Source organism: Streptomyces sp. 7-21, assembly GCF_016741785.1.
In the GTDB taxonomy this organism is placed as follows: domain Bacteria; phylum Actinomycetota; class Actinomycetes; order Streptomycetales; family Streptomycetaceae; genus Streptomyces.
The window spans coordinates 325292-338880 of the sequence record NZ_JAERRL010000003.1 but is presented as its reverse complement, the minus strand read 5'-3'; the positions used below and the strand labels follow the sequence as shown (position 1 = coordinate 338880).

Sequence of the window (13589 nt, the reverse complement as noted above, 5' to 3'; positions counted from 1 at the left end):
CGCGCGCGCCGACCCCTCCCCGCCCTCACGAGAAGGAAACCGGACGTAACCGATGGCCGAGGACACCCCGCCCACAGAACCGCGCGACGAACCGCGCACCGACGACGCCGCCGGCAGCGAGGGAGCGCTGCGGATCGAGCCGGTGACGCTCGAGACCGAGATGCAGCGCTCGTATCTCGACTACGCGATGAGCGTGATCGTCTCCCGCGCGCTGCCCGACGTGCGGGACGGTCTCAAGCCGGTCCACCGCCGCGTGCTGTACGCGATGTACGACGGCGGCTACCGGCCGGAGCGCGGCTACTACAAGTGCGCCCGCGTCGTCGGCGACGTCATGGGCACCTACCACCCGCACGGTGACACGTCGATCTATGACGCGCTGGTGCGGCTGGCGCAGCCCTGGTCGATGCGGATGCCGCTGGTGGACTCCAACGGCAACTTCGGCTCCCCGGGCAACGACCCGGCCGCGGCCATGCGGTACACCGAGTGCCGGATGGCGCCGCTGGCGATGGAGATGCTCCGGGACATCGACGAGGAGACCGTCGACTTCCAGGACAACTACGACGGCCGCAACCAGGAGCCGACGGTCCTGCCGTCCCGGTTCCCGAACCTGCTGATCAACGGCTCGGCGGGCATCGCGGTCGGCATGGCGACCAATATCCCGCCGCACAACCTCCGCGAGGTGGCGGAGGGCGCCCAGTGGTACCTGGAGCACCCCGACGCCAGCAACGAGGAGCTGCTCGACGCGCTGATCGAGCGGATCAAGGGTCCGGACTTCCCCACCGGCGCCCTGATCGTCGGCCGCAAGGGCATCGAGGAGGCCTACCGCACCGGGCGCGGCTCGATCACCATGCGGGCCGTCGTGGAGGTCGAGGAGATCCAGGGCCGCCAGTGCCTGGTGGTCACCGAGCTGCCGTACCAGGTCAACCCGGACAACCTGGCGCTGAAGATCGCGGAGCTGGTCAAGGACGGCCGGATCAGCGGCATCGCCGACGTCCGTGACGAGACGTCCTCGCGCACGGGCCAGCGGCTGGTGATCGTCCTCAAGCGGGACGCGGTCGCCAAGGTCGTGCTGAACAACCTGTACAAGCACACCGACCTGCAGACCAACTTCGGCGCGAACATGCTGGCGCTGGTGGACGGGGTGCCGCGCACGCTGTCGCTGGACGCGTTCATCCGCAACTGGGTGGCGCACCAGATCGACGTGATCGTGCGCCGCACCCGCTACCGCCTGCGCAAGGCCGAGGAGCGCGCCCACATCCTGCGCGGCCTGCTGGCGGCGCTCGACGCGATCGACGAGGTCATCTCGCTGATCCGGGGCAGCGCGACGGTGGACGTGGCGCGCGAGGGCCTGATGGGGCTGCTGTCGATCGACGAGGTCCAGGCGAACGCGATCCTGGAGATGCAGCTGCGCCGGCTGGCCGCCCTGGAGCGGCAGAAGATCACCGCGGAGCACGACGAGCTCGAGGCGAAGATCGCCGAGTACCACGACATCCTCGCTTCCCCGGCCCGGCAGCGCGGCATCATCTCGGCCGAACTGGCGGCGATCGTCGAGAAGTACGCGGACGAGCGGCGCACGGCGCTGGTGCCCTACGAGGGCGACATGTCCATCGAGGACCTGATCGCCGAGGAGGACATCGTCGTCACGATCACGCGCGGCGGCTACGTCAAGCGCACCCGGACGGTGGACTACCGGGCGCAGAAGCGCGGCGGCAAGGGGGTGCGCGGCGCCAAGCTGCGGGAGGACGACATCGTCGACCACTTCTTCGTGTCGACGACCCATCACTGGCTGCTGTTCTTCACCAACAAGGGCCGTGTCTACCGCGCCAAGGCGTACGAGCTGCCGGAGGCCAGCCGCGACTCCGCCGGGCAGCACGTGGCGAACCTGCTGGCGTTCCAGCCGGACGAGCGGATCGCGGAGATCCTGGCGATCCGCGACTACGAAGCCGCCCCGTACCTGGTGCTGGCGACGAAGTCGGGCCTGGTGAAGAAGACGCCGCTGAAGGACTACGACTCGCCGCGCTCCGGCGGCGTCATCGCGATCAATCTCCGGCAGATGGAGGACGGCCGCGACGACGAGCTGATCGGCGCGGAGCTGGTGGGCCCTCAGGACGATCTGCTGCTGATCAGCAAGAAGGCGCAGTCGATCCGGTTCACCGCCAGCGACGAGGCGCTGCGGCCGATGGGCCGGGCGACGTCGGGCGTGAAAGGCATGAGCTTCCGCGAGGGCGACGAGCTGCTGTCGATGAACGTGGTGCGCGAGGGCACGTTCGTGTTCACCGCGACCGACGGCGGGTACGCCAAGCGCACGCCCGTCGACGAGTACCGGGTGCAGGGCCGCGGCGGCCTGGGCATCAAGGCGGCCAAGATCGTCGAGGACCGCGGCTCGCTGGTGGGCGCCCTGGTCGTCGAGGAGAGCGATGAGATCCTGGCCATCACGCTCAGCGGTGGAGTGATCCGCACCCGGGTCCGTGAGATCAGGGAGACGGGCCGTGACACGATGGGTGTGCAGCTCATCGCCCTCGGGAAGCGTGACGCCGTGGTCGGCATCGCGCGGAACGCGGAGGCGGGCCGCGAGGCAGAGGAAGTCGACGCAGAGTCAGGCGAGGCGGAGGCCGCGCCGTCCGCTTCCGGGTCTGGCGAGAAGACGGACGGGCAGACTCCCCCCACGGGCAGCGAGGAGTAACGCGTGAGCGCAGCCACGGGCGGCGCGTATGGCGACGCGGCAGCGGGCGGCTCGGCGCACGGACCGTCCGCGCCCCCGCCGCCGCAAGGACCGCCTCCCGGGGCGGCGCCTCCGCCTCCTGCCGGGCCGCCGGCGGGCGGGGGCAGAGCGTCGCGGCGTGAGCGGCGGCGAGGCTCCACCAGGGCCGCGCAGGGCGGCTCCTCCTTGGATGACGCGACTCGTGGGGGGTCCACGATGACCAGTGCCAGACCGGCCGATCCGTACGGGCAGGACGCGGAGCGCTACCGGCCGCCGCGCGCCTATCAGGCGCCTGGCACACACGGCGGTCAGGCGGTGCGGCGGCCCCGCACCGGCGCCAAGACGATGCCGCGCATCCGCAAGGCGCGGCTGCGGGTGGCCAAGGCCGACCCGTGGTCGGTGATGAAGGTCAGCTTCCTGCTGTCGATCGCCCTGGGCATCTGCACGATCATCGCGGTGTCCGTGCTGTGGCTGGTCATGGACGCCATGGGGGTGTTCTCGACGATCGGGGACACCATCAGCGAGGCGACGTCCAGCGACCGCGACAAGGGTTTCGACCTCGAGGCGTTCCTGTCGCTGCCCCGGGTGGTGATGTTCACGACCGTGATCGCCGTGATCGACGTCGTGCTGGCCACTGCGCTGGCGACGCTGGCGGCGTTCATGTACAACCTCTCGGCCGGTTTCGTGGGCGGCATCGAGGTGACGCTGGCCGAGGACGAGTAGCCGCCGGGCCGGCGGGCTCCGGCGCCGATTTGGGGGCGCGGCCGGGGATGCGATAGCCTTGCGTGCGGCACGGGGCTATAGCTCAGATGGTTAGAGCGCATCCCTGATAAGGATGAGGCCACAGGTTCAAGTCCTGTTAGCCCCACGTGGCGTTCACGGCCCGGCTGGATTCTCCGGCCGGGCCGAGCGCTTCTTGTCAGGACACGTTTCGGTATCATCGGGCGCCAGATGGTCCGACACCCGAAGAAGGACGAGGTAGCGCGGTGAAGAAGCTCCTCCTGGTCGCACTGGCCGCCATCGGCGGTCTTCTTGTGTACCGCCAGATCCAGGCGGACAAGGCCGAGCAGGACCTCTGGACGGAGGAGACCGACTCCGTGCCGTCCGGGTCCGCGAGCGCCTGACGCCCTGGCTCGCTGACAACGACCACAGCGGCTTACCGCCCGTGGCAGGGATACCCAAGGCCACGGGCGTCTGCCGTGGCCTTGGGATATCAGCCCTGGTGGGTCTCGTAGTGCTCGATCGCCTCGCGCGTGCGGGCCACGCCGTAGACGCGCAGGAACTCGGCCAGCTCCGGGTGGCTGTCGGCCAGAATCCGCGAGGCGCTCTGGATCTCTGTCGCGTCGGAGACCGACCGCAGCAGCGCCTGGATCTCCCGCACCACGCGCTTGCTGGGATTGGCCGGAACGCTCAGCGAGGACGACCTCGTGCTTGACGTGTGAGGGCCGAGCACGTTTCCGCCCGCGGACCGGCGGATCTCTTCCATGGCGGCCGTGGCCTCGGCCGCGCTGACCCGCCCCGCGCGCACCTCGGCGGCCAGCTCCTGGAGTGCGCGTACCCGCTGCACCACGGCGGGGTTACCGATCTTTGCCCGCTGCCCGCTCATCAGCTGGGACAGCATGGGCGCCGAGAGGCCGAGGACGACGGCGAGCCTCGCCTGGTTGAGGCCCAGGTCGGAGATGAGACGCCGGAACAGCGTTCCCAGGGGCTCGCCGTACCAGGTGGTCTGCTGCTCTCTCGCCTTCTGAGTCGCCTCCTGCTGGCTAACGTCCATGGTCTCTCCCCTGTTCTCCCCTGATCGCTTCACGTGAGCGAAGTTGCGCGTCATCCTACGGACGCCGCCGCGCCGCGAGCGATACCCGGTCAAAACCCGGCCAGAAGTTCGGTACCCTTGCCTACGGCCCGCCGTTGCGGGCCAGGGGGCCTTAGCTCAGTTGGTAGAGCGCTGTCTTTGCATGGCAGATGTCAGGAGTTCGACTCTCCTAGGCTCCACAGCAAACACGCACCCCCGGGGAGGGGGCCGCGACAGCGGCCCCCTCCCCGGTTTCTTCCCAGCGGCCCGCCCGGTTGCGCACCCCGCGCCGCCCGTTCCGTGCCCGCGGCGCGCGGTTGTGGGGGCTTCGTGAAGCTCTTCCTGGAGCCGTCCCGGCCGCGCTACCTTCTGTAGCCCTTACCGTGCGAGGGGTGCGTCGTGGGTGCTCAGGACGAGGTCGCGGGCCGCTACCGGCTGCTGGAACTCCTCGGCAGCGGCGGCTCGGGCGAGGTGTGGCACGCCCGCGACGTTCTGCTCAACCAGGACGTCGTCCTCAAGCGTTCCCGCGGCCAGAACCCCGGCGACGCCGCCCAGTTCGAGCGGACGCTGGCCGAGGCGCGCGCCCTGGCGCGGTTCCGGGGCAGGCCGGATGTCATCACGCTCTACGACGCGGAGCGTATCGAGCACGGCCCGCACGGCCGGGGTGTGGCTGGTGATGGAGTACGCCTCCGGCGGCAGCCTGGCGACGCGGCTGGGAATGACGGTGGAGGAGGCCGCGGCCGTCGGCGCGCAGGTCGCCGGGGCGCTTGCGGCCCTGCACGAGGCCGGACTGGTGCACTGCGACATCAAGCCCGCCAACATCCTGATGTCGGGTGATGACGCCCGGCTCGCCGACCTCGACGCGGCCTACCGGCTGCCCGCCGCCGAGACCGTCATGCCGAACCGGGGCATCGCGCGCACCCCCGGCTACGCGGCGCCCGAACTTGAGGCGGGCGGCATGCCGGTCCCGGCCAGCGACGTGTACGCGCTCGGCATGACGCTGCTGGCACTGATCGGCGGGCGGCAGCCGGGCGGCGGTGACGACCCGGCGCTGCGGAAGGTGGACGCGGGGCGGCTGCGTCCGCTGATCGACGCGATGTGCGCGCAGGACCCCGCCGAGCGGCCCACGGTGGCACAGGTGCGCGCCCAGCTGCTGGGCGTGGCCACCACCCTGCCGCCCTCCCCGGCGGTGCAGCGGGCCGGTGCGGCGGACCGGCTGCGGCGGCGCGTGGCGGTGCCGCTGGGCGCGGCCTTAGGGGTGGCGGCCTTAGGGGTGGCGGCCGTGGCGGTCGCCGTGGTCCTCGCGCTGCGGGACGGGCCGGGCGGCGGCCCAGCGGGCGACGAGGGCTCAGACGCTGCCATGGACGCCGCTGTGGACGCTGCCACCGCCGCGAGCCAGGACGAGGGGCCGCTGGTGGCAAACCAGCGGACCGCCGATCCGTGCGCGCTGGCCGACGCCTCCCTCTTCCGCGGGTTCGGCCAGGCCTACGTCGACCCGGACTACGGCGGGTTCGACCGGTGCGACGTGCTGATCGAGGGCGAGGACGGCGGCGTCGACGTCGAGTTCAACCTCGACCTGGGCCTGGCACCCGAACTGGCCGCGCCGGCCCGGACGGTCGACGGCGTCGGCGTCGTCGAGCAGCCGCCCGCCAGCGAGGGCTGCGAGCGCCACCTGCTGTCCGGCTCCGAGGTCGACGGCGAGGAGCTGACGGTGCGGGTGGAGGCCAAGCTGCTGGAGGGCGACCCTGACCTGTGCGCGCTGGCCGACGCCGCCGCTGACCACGCCGCGGCACGGCTGGCCGAGGGGCCGCTGCCGGAACGGTCGCCCCAGCCGCCGTCGTGGTCGCTGGCGTGGGCCGACGCCTGCGCGCTCGTCGATCCGGCGGTGCTGGCGGACCAGGTGCCCGGGGTGGACGCCGCTGACCTGGAGGTGTCGTTCGGCGGGTTCGGCTGCGACTGGCACAGCACCACCGAGGACACCTGGGTATCGCTGCGCTTCGACCGCCACCAGCCGCTGACCGCCGAAGACGGGCGGCTGACGCAGCTGGGCGGGCGCACCGCGGCCGTCGAGCAGGGCAGCGCGGGCGACAACTCGTGCACGGTCCGCGTCGAGCACCACGAGTACCGCGACGAGTGGGGCGATCCAACGGTGGAGCTGGTGCAGGTCGACGCGGGCGACGTGCCCGGGGGCGAAACCGCGGCCTGCCGCATGGCGACCGCGCTGGCCGAGGACGCCGCCTCCCGGCTCCCCGGCTGACGCCGCGGGCCCCACATCCCCGCAGCTGCGGCCGCGTGCGGGCGCCGGGAGGGGTGCCGGGCGGGCCGGTGCACAGTGAGGAGGCGTTGTCCTGGGGCGTCATGGGTGTCCTGGCCGTCCTGGGCCACAGGGACAGCGCGCAGGAGCACGCAGGAGGTGCCGTGTCATGGAACCGCGGTTCAGCCTGGCGCGCGGGGCGGCGCCGTCCCCGCCCGGCACGCTCCACGCCCGCTCGCTCGTCGGCGCGCTGCGGGCCGAGCCACGGCCGGGCAGGACGGTGACGTTCGGCCGCGGCACCCGCCCGGAGGTGCAGCTCGGCGTCCGCGTGGACGACCTGCGGGTGAGCCGCCGGCACGGCGAGCTGACGTTCCGGCGGCGGCGCTGGTGGCTGCGGAACACCGGCCAGCAGCTGGTGCGGCTGCCGCGCGGGCGGCTGCTGCACACCTCGACCGAGCCGGTGCCGCTCGAAGGGGGCTACACCCCGCTGTTTGTGCGCGGCTCCGGGCACCGGGAGCACCTGGTCGAGCTGTACGTCACGGACTACGAGACGCCGGTGCGCGTGGCGCGGCAGGAGGCCGAGACGCTGCCGCCCAAGCGCTGGGAGCTGGACCCGGACGAGGAGCTGCTGCTCGTCGTGCTGGGCCAGCACTATCTGCGGTATGAGGAGAACCCGCGCCCGCTGACGTACCGCCAGGCCGCCCAGCTGCTGGCGGAGCTGCGGCCGCAGGAGCTCTGGACGCAGCCGCGCATCCGGCACCGGATCGAGGCGGTGCGCCACCGGCTGGCGCGCACGGGGCAGTTCCCGTACCCGCTGCTGCGCGAGGGCACCCTGCCGGGCCCGGCGGACGCCGACCTGCTGCACAACCTGCTGCGGGGCCTGGTCGAGTCGACCTCCCTGGTGCCGCCCGCGTTGCGGCAGCTGGACGACTAGACGGGTCATTCCGGTGTGCTCGCTGGTCGCGGGCGACCAGCGAGCACATGAGGGCCCGGGAGCGCAGGCATGCCCGCGAGTCCGAGCCCGCGCTCAGAATGCGGCGGCGACCCGGAAGAGTGCGGGGTTGGCGTTGGCGAAGCCGGGGGAGGCGGACAGGGGATGCCGGAAGCGGGGGTCGTTGTCTGCCGCGCGCCACGCTTCGACGCTGTCCCAGTGCGCGATGCCGACCAGCTGGAACCGGGTGTCAGGGGCCACCGCACGGTGCAGCCGGTTGTTCCGGAAGCCGGGCGCCTTGCTCATCAGCTCGGCGTGGCCGAGCCAGTGCGGCAGGAAGTCATCGATCCGCTCGGCGGGCAGCTCGACGGCATTGATGAAGGTGATGCCCGGTCCTTCGCCCGAACGGTCTTCCCCGGCGCGGAATTCGGCCGCCACCTGATACCAGCCGCCGTGCACGGTGGCATAGTCGGCCGCGGTGGCGGCCGACGCGGTGAAGGCGGGATTGGCCAGCGCCGCGTCCCGGGCTTCGGTGCTGTCCCAGTGCGCCACATTGACCAGGCCGAGCCGGGACTCCGGGTGCAGTCTGCGGTGCAGCCGCGCATCCCGGAACCCGGGGGCGGTGTGGATGAGCCCGACGCGCTCCCGCCAGCGTGCGATGGACTCGTCGATCCGGTCCTCGGGCAGTTCCCATGCGTCGATCAGGGTGATCCCGTTGTCAGTCACCGCGCCATTGTGAAACTTCAACAGCGCTTGAGGTCAAGGCGATCCGGGCGTGCTCGCCGGCGGGCTGCGCCACCGGCCAGCCCGTCATCCGGCCCCGGTTGCCCGGCGACCACTGACACCGTGAGGACTCACTTCCGTCCTGGCCGCGGGCCGGGCCGCTAGGACGTTCCGGCGAGTTCGGGCGGCGGCGTGCGCTGCGCGTTGACGGGCTCGACGCGTTCGAGTTCGCCCCAGACGATGTACCGGTACTCGGAGGTGAAGACCGGCGTGCAGGTGGTGAGCGTGATGTACCGGCCGGGCTCGTCGGCGCCGGACTCCTCGGGGATGGGCTCCAGCACGCCGGTGTTGTAGCGGGAGGTCTCGGGCAGGATCGCGAAGACCCGGTAGATGTACCAGTTGTTGCGGGTCTCGAAGACGATCGGGTCGCCCTCCTCGATGTCGTCGATGTTGTGGAACTTCGCGCCGTGGCCGTCGCGGTGGGCGGCCACCGAGAAGTTGCCCTCCTCCTCCCAGGGCATGGCGGACTCGACAGGGGTGTCGTAGTAGCCCGCGACGCCGCCGTTGAGGACGTCGAGGCTGACGCCTTCCTTGACGAGGATCTCGTCGTTGGACATGGCCGGCACGTGCAGGAAGCCGATGCCGTCCTCCGGGTCGAACTCGGGCGGGGGCGTGGCGTCGTCCCCGTCGTCGTCGGCCTGTTCCCAGCGTTCGCGGACGGCCTCGCTGTCGCGCGCGGCCTCCCGGTTGGCGATGACGTTGGTCCACCACAGTGAGTAGGCCACGAAGAGGCCGAGGATGATGCCCGCGGTAATGAGGAGTTCGCCCACGATGCCGACGGCGGCGGCGAGGCGGGCGCGCCGCCTGGCGGTGCGGGGCGCCGGGTCCCCGTCACCACTGCCAGCGGTGTCCTCGGCGGCGGTTTCGGCAGTGTCCTCTGCGGTGTCCGCGGTGTCCTCGGCAGAATCCTCGGCGTCCTCGGTGTCCCTGGCGCTGCCAGTGCCGCCGGTGTCCTCGGCCGTGCCGCCGCTTACGCCGGACTCCTCGTCCGAGTCCGTGCTGGTGACTCCGCTGGCCGTGGCGTCACCGCCGCCGCTGTCTCTGGCACCGTCGCCGGTGGCGTCCGGCGCCTCATCCGGCTCCCCGGTGGAGTCGCGCTGCTCCGGCACGGCCGGTGTCCTCCGCTCCGCCTCATCCGGCGTCCTATCCGACGAGGGCATCAGGCATCCCTTCGCTGCGCGGCCGCTCCTCGACCATCTCTCCCCAGACAATCAGACGGTACGTCGAGGTGAACTCGGGCGTGCAGGTGGTCAGCGTCACGTAGCGTCCCGGCTGGGTAAACCCGCCCTGCTCCGGCACCGGATCCAGCACCGCGATGTTCGACGGCGATGTCGAGTCGAGACGGCTGGTCATCTCGTACGTGTAGAAGGCGTCGGCCGTCTCGATCACGATCGGGTCGCCGGGCTCCAGCCGGTTGATGTAGCGGAATGGTTCGCCGTGGGTGTTCCGGTGCCCGGCGAGGCCGACGTTGCCCTCTTCGTCCCACGGCATGGCGGTGGGCAGGCCGTCCTCCTCCGAGTAGTGGCCCACCATGCCCTTGTCGAGCACGCTGCTCTCGTCCACGGTCTCCGCGATGGGAACGACGACGTCCAGCGTCGGCAGGTAGAGCACCGCGAAGCCCTCGCCGGGCTGGAACGCGCCCGGGGTGCGGGAGCCCTCCTCGGAGCCGTTCTCGTCCCACTCCCGCTGGAGCTGCTCCCGCTCGTGGTTGGCGTGCGCCCTGGCCTCCACGTTGGTCCACCACACCTGGTAGACGACGAACAGCAGCATCAGCGCGCCGGTGGTGATGAACAGCTCGCCTATGACGTTGCTGATCGCGGTGCCCGTCTGCCGGGCTGCCTTGGCCGCGGCCTTCGCCGCCTTGCGGCGGGCGGCGCGGCCGCCGGTGACGGTCTGCGGGTCGGGCGGCGGGGGCGTACGGGGACCCGAGCCGGCCCGGCGGCGGCCGCCGCGTCTGGCCGCCTTGCGGCGGGCCGCCCTGCCCCCCTCACGGCGTGCCGGGGCCGCGGGCTCCGCCGCAGTCTTCTCCCCGCCGGTATCCGCGCCGCCGGTGTCCGCGCCGAGGCCGGAGGGGACGTGCAGGCCCACGGTCTCGGTGTCTGCCGGCTCGCCGAGCCCGCCAGGGCGGCGCAGGCCCACGGTCTCCGGGTCGTCGGCGGCCGGGCCGGCAGCGGGCCCGCCGGTGGTCTCTTGGGCGGCGGAGACCGGGGGAGCCGGGTCCGCCAGCCCGGACGGCCCGGCGGTGCCATAGGCAGGCTCGCCCGGATACTCGCCCTGGTACGCGTCGCTCCGGTACGCGTCGCTCCGATACTCGCCCTGGTACTCGTCCGGGTACTCCGCCGGATACGCCGGGTCGGGGTAGGCGCCGGGCGGATATCCGTCGGCCGGCAGGTCGTCCGCGAGCGGATACGTACCGTAGCTCTCAGTGGGCGCGTACGGTTCCCGCGCGGCGTACTCCTCGTGCGGCGCGTCCGGGGCGCGCGCCCCGGACGCGCCGTAGCCCGGGAAGGCCTCCTCGGGCGGCTGCGCGCCGGTGCCGGGCAGGGGATCGGTCAGCGGGTCGCTCAGCGAGCTGACGGCCGCCTCCCACGTCCCCGGCTCGGCGTAAGGCTCTTCCCACTCCCCCGCGCCCCACGCCGCGCCCTCGCCGGGGCGCCCCCCGTTCACGCCGCGGGCTCCTGCTGGCCTGTCCGTCCTACGACCGGGGCAAGGCCGCCAGAGCGCGCCACCGCGCCCGTATCGCCGCACGCCGCCAGCCAGTTGGCGAGCATGCGGTGCCCGCCCTCGGTCAGGACCGACTCGGGGTGGAACTGCACGCCCTCGACAGGCAGCTCGCGGTGCCGCAGACCCATGACGACGCCACCGGGCGTGCGCGCGGTCACCTCGATGCCGTCGGGGAGCGACGCCTCGTCGACGGCCAGCGAGTGGTAACGCGTCACCGTCAGCGGGGAGGGCAGCCCGGCGAAGACGCCGCTCTGGGCGTGCTCGACGCGGGACGTCTTGCCGTGCAGCAGTTCGGGTGCGCGGCCCACGCTGCCGCCGTAGGCGACGGCCATGGCCTGCATGCCGAGGCAGACGCCGAAGACGGGGACCCCGTCGGCGGCGCAGTGGCGCACCATGTCGACACAGACGCCCGCGCGCTCGGGGGTGCCGGGCCCGGGCGAGAGCAGCACGCCGTCGTACCCGGCCGCCGCGCCGGGGCTCACGGCGTCGTTGCGCACCACCTCACAGGAGGCGCCGAGCTGGTAAAGGTACTGGACGAGGTTGTAGACGAAGCTGTCGTAGTTGTCGACGACGAGGACGCGGGGGCTGCTGGTGCTGATGCTGGTCATGGGGCCTGGCTCGTTCCCGTCAGTCCTCGATGGCGGAGTCGTTGATCGGCAGCAGCGGTTCCGCCCAGGGGAAGACGTACTCAAAGAGCAGGTACACCACCCCCAGCACCAGGGCCAGTGAGATCAGCGAGCGCACCAGCGTGTTACCCGGCAGATGGCGCCAGATCCAGCCGTACATGGCTCCGCACTTCCCCTTCCCTTGCTGCCGTACCCTTGCTGCCGTTGACCGGCCGTCCGAAGCCGCAGCGTGCCCCAAGCGTACGACGACGCGGCCAGCCGCCGGAGGGATCGGGCGCAATCCGTCCGCGCCCCTGGACTCCTGAATCACGGCATGACGGACTACGCTAGCGACGATCCCCCAGCCACGCGCCGTGCGGCGTGATCGAGCAGCGAGATCGACCGACAGGAGAACCTCCCGTGCCGAAGTCCCGGGTCAGGAAGAAGAAGGCCGACGCCTACGTGCCGCCGGAACGGCAGCAGGCGGCCAAGATCGACATGGGATCAGGCCGTCGCTGGGTGGCGCCGCTGATGCTGGCGCTGTTCGCCATCGGGCTCGCCTGGATCGTGGTCTTCTACATCACGCAGGGCGACCTGCCGGTGGACGCTTTCGGCAACTGGAACATCGTGGTCGGCTTCGGGTTCATCGCCGTGGGGTTCGTGGTCTCCACTCAATGGAAGTAGGCGCGCGCGGTTATCCACAGGTCGGCGGATAATCCGACGTTGGATGTGGATAACTTGTTCGGTCGTCCCGCCCGCAGCCGTCCCGTCATCCGGCTCGCACCCCCGTTCGCCTGCGGAAATGCGGGACGTCACGCAGCGTGGAAGCCTTCCCCACGTCCTGCGCATAATCCACCACTGCCTGTGGATAACTGTTCGGTCGGCCGCCGGTGTCAGACGGCGCCCAGCAGCTGGGTGGTGCGTATCACGCACGCTACGACGATGGCCAGCAGCACCACCGCACAGGTCAGCACCTGCACCAGCGTCTGCCGCGACTGGGGCGCCCGGACCATCCCGTAGGCGACCGCGGCCCCCGCGACCAGCCCGCCGATGTGCGCCTGCCAGGCGATGCCGGACCAGGTGAACGTGATCACCAGGTTGAGCCCGAGCAGCACCGCGATGGGCCGCATGTCGTACCGCAGGTACCGCATCAGCACGGCCGTCGCGCCGAAGAGCCCGAAGATCGCGCCGGAGGCGCCGAGCGACAGCTGGTTCTGCTCGGCGAGCAGATAGGACAGCGTGGAGCCGCCCAGCGCGGAGAGCAGGTACAGCGCCACGTACCGGATCCGGCCGAGCGCCGCCTCCAGCGGCCCGCCGAGGAACCACAGGCCCATCATGTTCAGCCCGATGTGCCAGATCTGCTGGTGCAGGAACGCCGCCGTCACCATCCGGAACCACTCGCCGGCGGCCACCCCGATCCACGTGTAGGTGCCGGGGTCGATGGCGTAGCCGAGCATGCCCAGGTCCGTGACCAGGCGGTCGCCGCTGATCAGGACGGCCAGGAAGACGGCCGCGTTGATCCCGATCAGGATCTTGGTGACCAGCCGGGGATCGGACGTCACCGTCCCGCCCGCCAGCGTGCGCGGGCGGGCGGCGCGCATGGCGGTCGCCCCGCCGCGGACGCAGTCCGGGCACTGGTAGCCGACCGCGGCGGCGATCATGCAGGCGGGACAGATCGGCCGGTCGCAGCGGGTGCAGGTGATGCCCGTCTCCCGGTCCGGATGCCGGTAGCAGCTCGCCACGGCGGGCTGTGGTGGCTGCTCCTGGTCCGTCATGGTGGTGGTGCCGTCCCTTCGCGC

14 protein-coding genes and 2 tRNA genes are annotated in these 13589 nt (G+C 71.8%); 8 read left to right on the top strand and 8 right to left on the bottom strand.

Annotated features, from left to right (window positions below; translation table 11 throughout):
• Positions 1-52 precede the first annotated feature (52 nt).
• The 4 genes from gyrA (at position 53) to JK356_RS21705 (ending at position 3825) form a co-directional block, all read left to right on the top strand.
• Entirely contained in the window at positions 53-2683 is a 2631-nt protein-coding gene (gene gyrA, locus JK356_RS05380; RefSeq protein WP_201866361.1) for a DNA gyrase subunit A, read from the top strand.
• Between the two features lie 3 nt (positions 2684-2686).
• On the top strand, positions 2687-3424 hold the full coding sequence (locus tag JK356_RS05375; protein ID WP_374100609.1) for a DUF3566 domain-containing protein: 738 nt from the start codon (positions 2687-2689) through the stop codon (positions 3422-3424).
• Positions 3425-3495: 71 nt separating this feature from the next.
• Positions 3496-3569: transfer RNA gene (locus JK356_RS05370), tRNA-Ile, on the top strand.
• A 118-nt stretch (positions 3570-3687) separates the two neighbouring features.
• Positions 3688-3825 (top strand): DLW-39 family protein, encoded by a 138-nt coding sequence (locus JK356_RS21705; RefSeq protein WP_307815415.1) that lies wholly within the window; start codon positions 3688-3690, stop codon positions 3823-3825.
• A gap of 89 nt (positions 3826-3914) precedes the next feature.
• On the opposite strand, the gene JK356_RS05360 is transcribed toward JK356_RS21705, so the two are convergent.
• Positions 3915-4475, bottom strand: a complete 561-nt coding sequence (locus JK356_RS05360; protein WP_201866359.1) for a DNA-binding protein — start codon at positions 4473-4475, stop codon at positions 3915-3917.
• A gap of 145 nt (positions 4476-4620) precedes the next feature.
• On the opposite strand from JK356_RS05360, the gene JK356_RS05355 reads away from it, so the two are divergent.
• Positions 4621-4693 (top strand) — tRNA-Ala (locus tag JK356_RS05355).
• A 178-nt stretch (positions 4694-4871) separates the two neighbouring features.
• Here JK356_RS05355 and JK356_RS05350 read toward each other — a convergent pair.
• Entirely contained in the window at positions 4872-5150 is a 279-nt protein-coding gene (locus JK356_RS05350; protein WP_201866358.1) for a hypothetical protein, read from the bottom strand.
• 19 nt (positions 5151-5169) lie between these two features.
• Here JK356_RS05350 and JK356_RS05345 point away from each other — a divergent pair, with 19 nt between their 5' ends.
• Positions 5170-6750 (top strand): protein kinase, encoded by a 1581-nt coding sequence (locus tag JK356_RS05345; RefSeq protein ID WP_201866357.1) that lies wholly within the window; start codon positions 5170-5172, stop codon positions 6748-6750.
• 166 nt (positions 6751-6916) lie between these two features.
• Positions 6917-7681, top strand: coding sequence for an FHA domain-containing protein (locus JK356_RS05340; protein WP_201866356.1), 765 nt, complete (start codon positions 6917-6919; stop codon positions 7679-7681).
• A gap of 93 nt (positions 7682-7774) precedes the next feature.
• Here the strand turns inward: JK356_RS05340 and JK356_RS05335 are convergent, their stop codons facing one another.
• The 5 genes from JK356_RS05335 to JK356_RS05315 all read right to left on the bottom strand — a co-directional run bounded on the left by JK356_RS05335 (position 7775) and on the right by JK356_RS05315 (position 11971).
• Complete coding sequence (locus JK356_RS05335) at positions 7775-8404, bottom strand: antibiotic biosynthesis monooxygenase (RefSeq protein ID WP_307815414.1); 630 nt, start codon at positions 8402-8404, stop codon at positions 7775-7777.
• 158 nt (positions 8405-8562) lie between these two features.
• The gene (locus JK356_RS05330) at positions 8563-9570 is read right to left on the bottom strand and encodes a class E sortase (RefSeq protein ID WP_374100612.1); all 1008 of its coding nucleotides are present in this window, start codon (positions 9568-9570) and stop codon (positions 8563-8565) included.
• 34 nt (positions 9571-9604) lie between these two features.
• A complete protein-coding gene (locus tag JK356_RS05325; RefSeq protein WP_201866353.1) occupies positions 9605-11128 on the bottom strand; it encodes a class E sortase in 1524 nt (507 codons plus the stop codon).
• Entirely contained in the window at positions 11125-11793 is a 669-nt protein-coding gene (locus JK356_RS05320) for an aminodeoxychorismate/anthranilate synthase component II (protein WP_201866352.1), read from the bottom strand. Before JK356_RS05320 ends, JK356_RS05325 begins: the two co-directional genes overlap by 4 nt.
• Positions 11794-11812: 19 nt before the next feature.
• Positions 11813-11971, bottom strand: a complete 159-nt coding sequence (locus tag JK356_RS05315; protein ID WP_201866351.1) for a hypothetical protein — start codon at positions 11969-11971, stop codon at positions 11813-11815.
• 239 nt (positions 11972-12210) lie between these two features.
• On the opposite strand from JK356_RS05315, the gene crgA reads away from it, so the two are divergent.
• Entirely contained in the window at positions 12211-12474 is a 264-nt protein-coding gene (gene crgA / locus JK356_RS05310) for a cell division protein CrgA (protein ID WP_201866350.1), read from the top strand.
• Between the two features lie 209 nt (positions 12475-12683).
• Here crgA and JK356_RS05305 read toward each other — a convergent pair whose 3' ends face one another.
• Positions 12684-13565: a rhomboid family intramembrane serine protease gene (locus JK356_RS05305; RefSeq protein ID WP_201866349.1), complete on the bottom strand. Its 882-nt coding sequence runs from the start codon at positions 13563-13565 to the stop codon at positions 12684-12686.
• Positions 13566-13589 lie beyond the last annotated feature (24 nt).

What these genes read in the sequence shown, in the direction of transcription:
- gyrA (WP_201866361.1), top strand. Translation starts at nt 53, where the DNA reads ATGGCCGAGGACACCCCGCCCACAGAACCGCGCGACGAACCGCGCACC.
- JK356_RS05360 (WP_201866359.1), bottom strand. Translation starts at nt 4,475, where the DNA reads ATGGACGTTAGCCAGCAGGAGGCGACTCAGAAGGCGAGAGAGCAGCAG.
- JK356_RS05345 (WP_201866357.1), top strand. Translation starts at nt 5,170, where the DNA reads ATGGAGTACGCCTCCGGCGGCAGCCTGGCGACGCGGCTGGGAATGACG.
- JK356_RS05340 (WP_201866356.1), top strand. Translation starts at nt 6,917, where the DNA reads ATGGAACCGCGGTTCAGCCTGGCGCGCGGGGCGGCGCCGTCCCCGCCC.
- JK356_RS05320 (WP_201866352.1), bottom strand. Translation starts at nt 11,793, where the DNA reads ATGACCAGCATCAGCACCAGCAGCCCCCGCGTCCTCGTCGTCGACAAC.
- JK356_RS05315 (WP_201866351.1), bottom strand. Translation starts at nt 11,971, where the DNA reads ATGTACGGCTGGATCTGGCGCCATCTGCCGGGTAACACGCTGGTGCGC.
- JK356_RS05305 (WP_201866349.1), bottom strand. Translation starts at nt 13,565, where the DNA reads ATGACGGACCAGGAGCAGCCACCACAGCCCGCCGTGGCGAGCTGCTAC.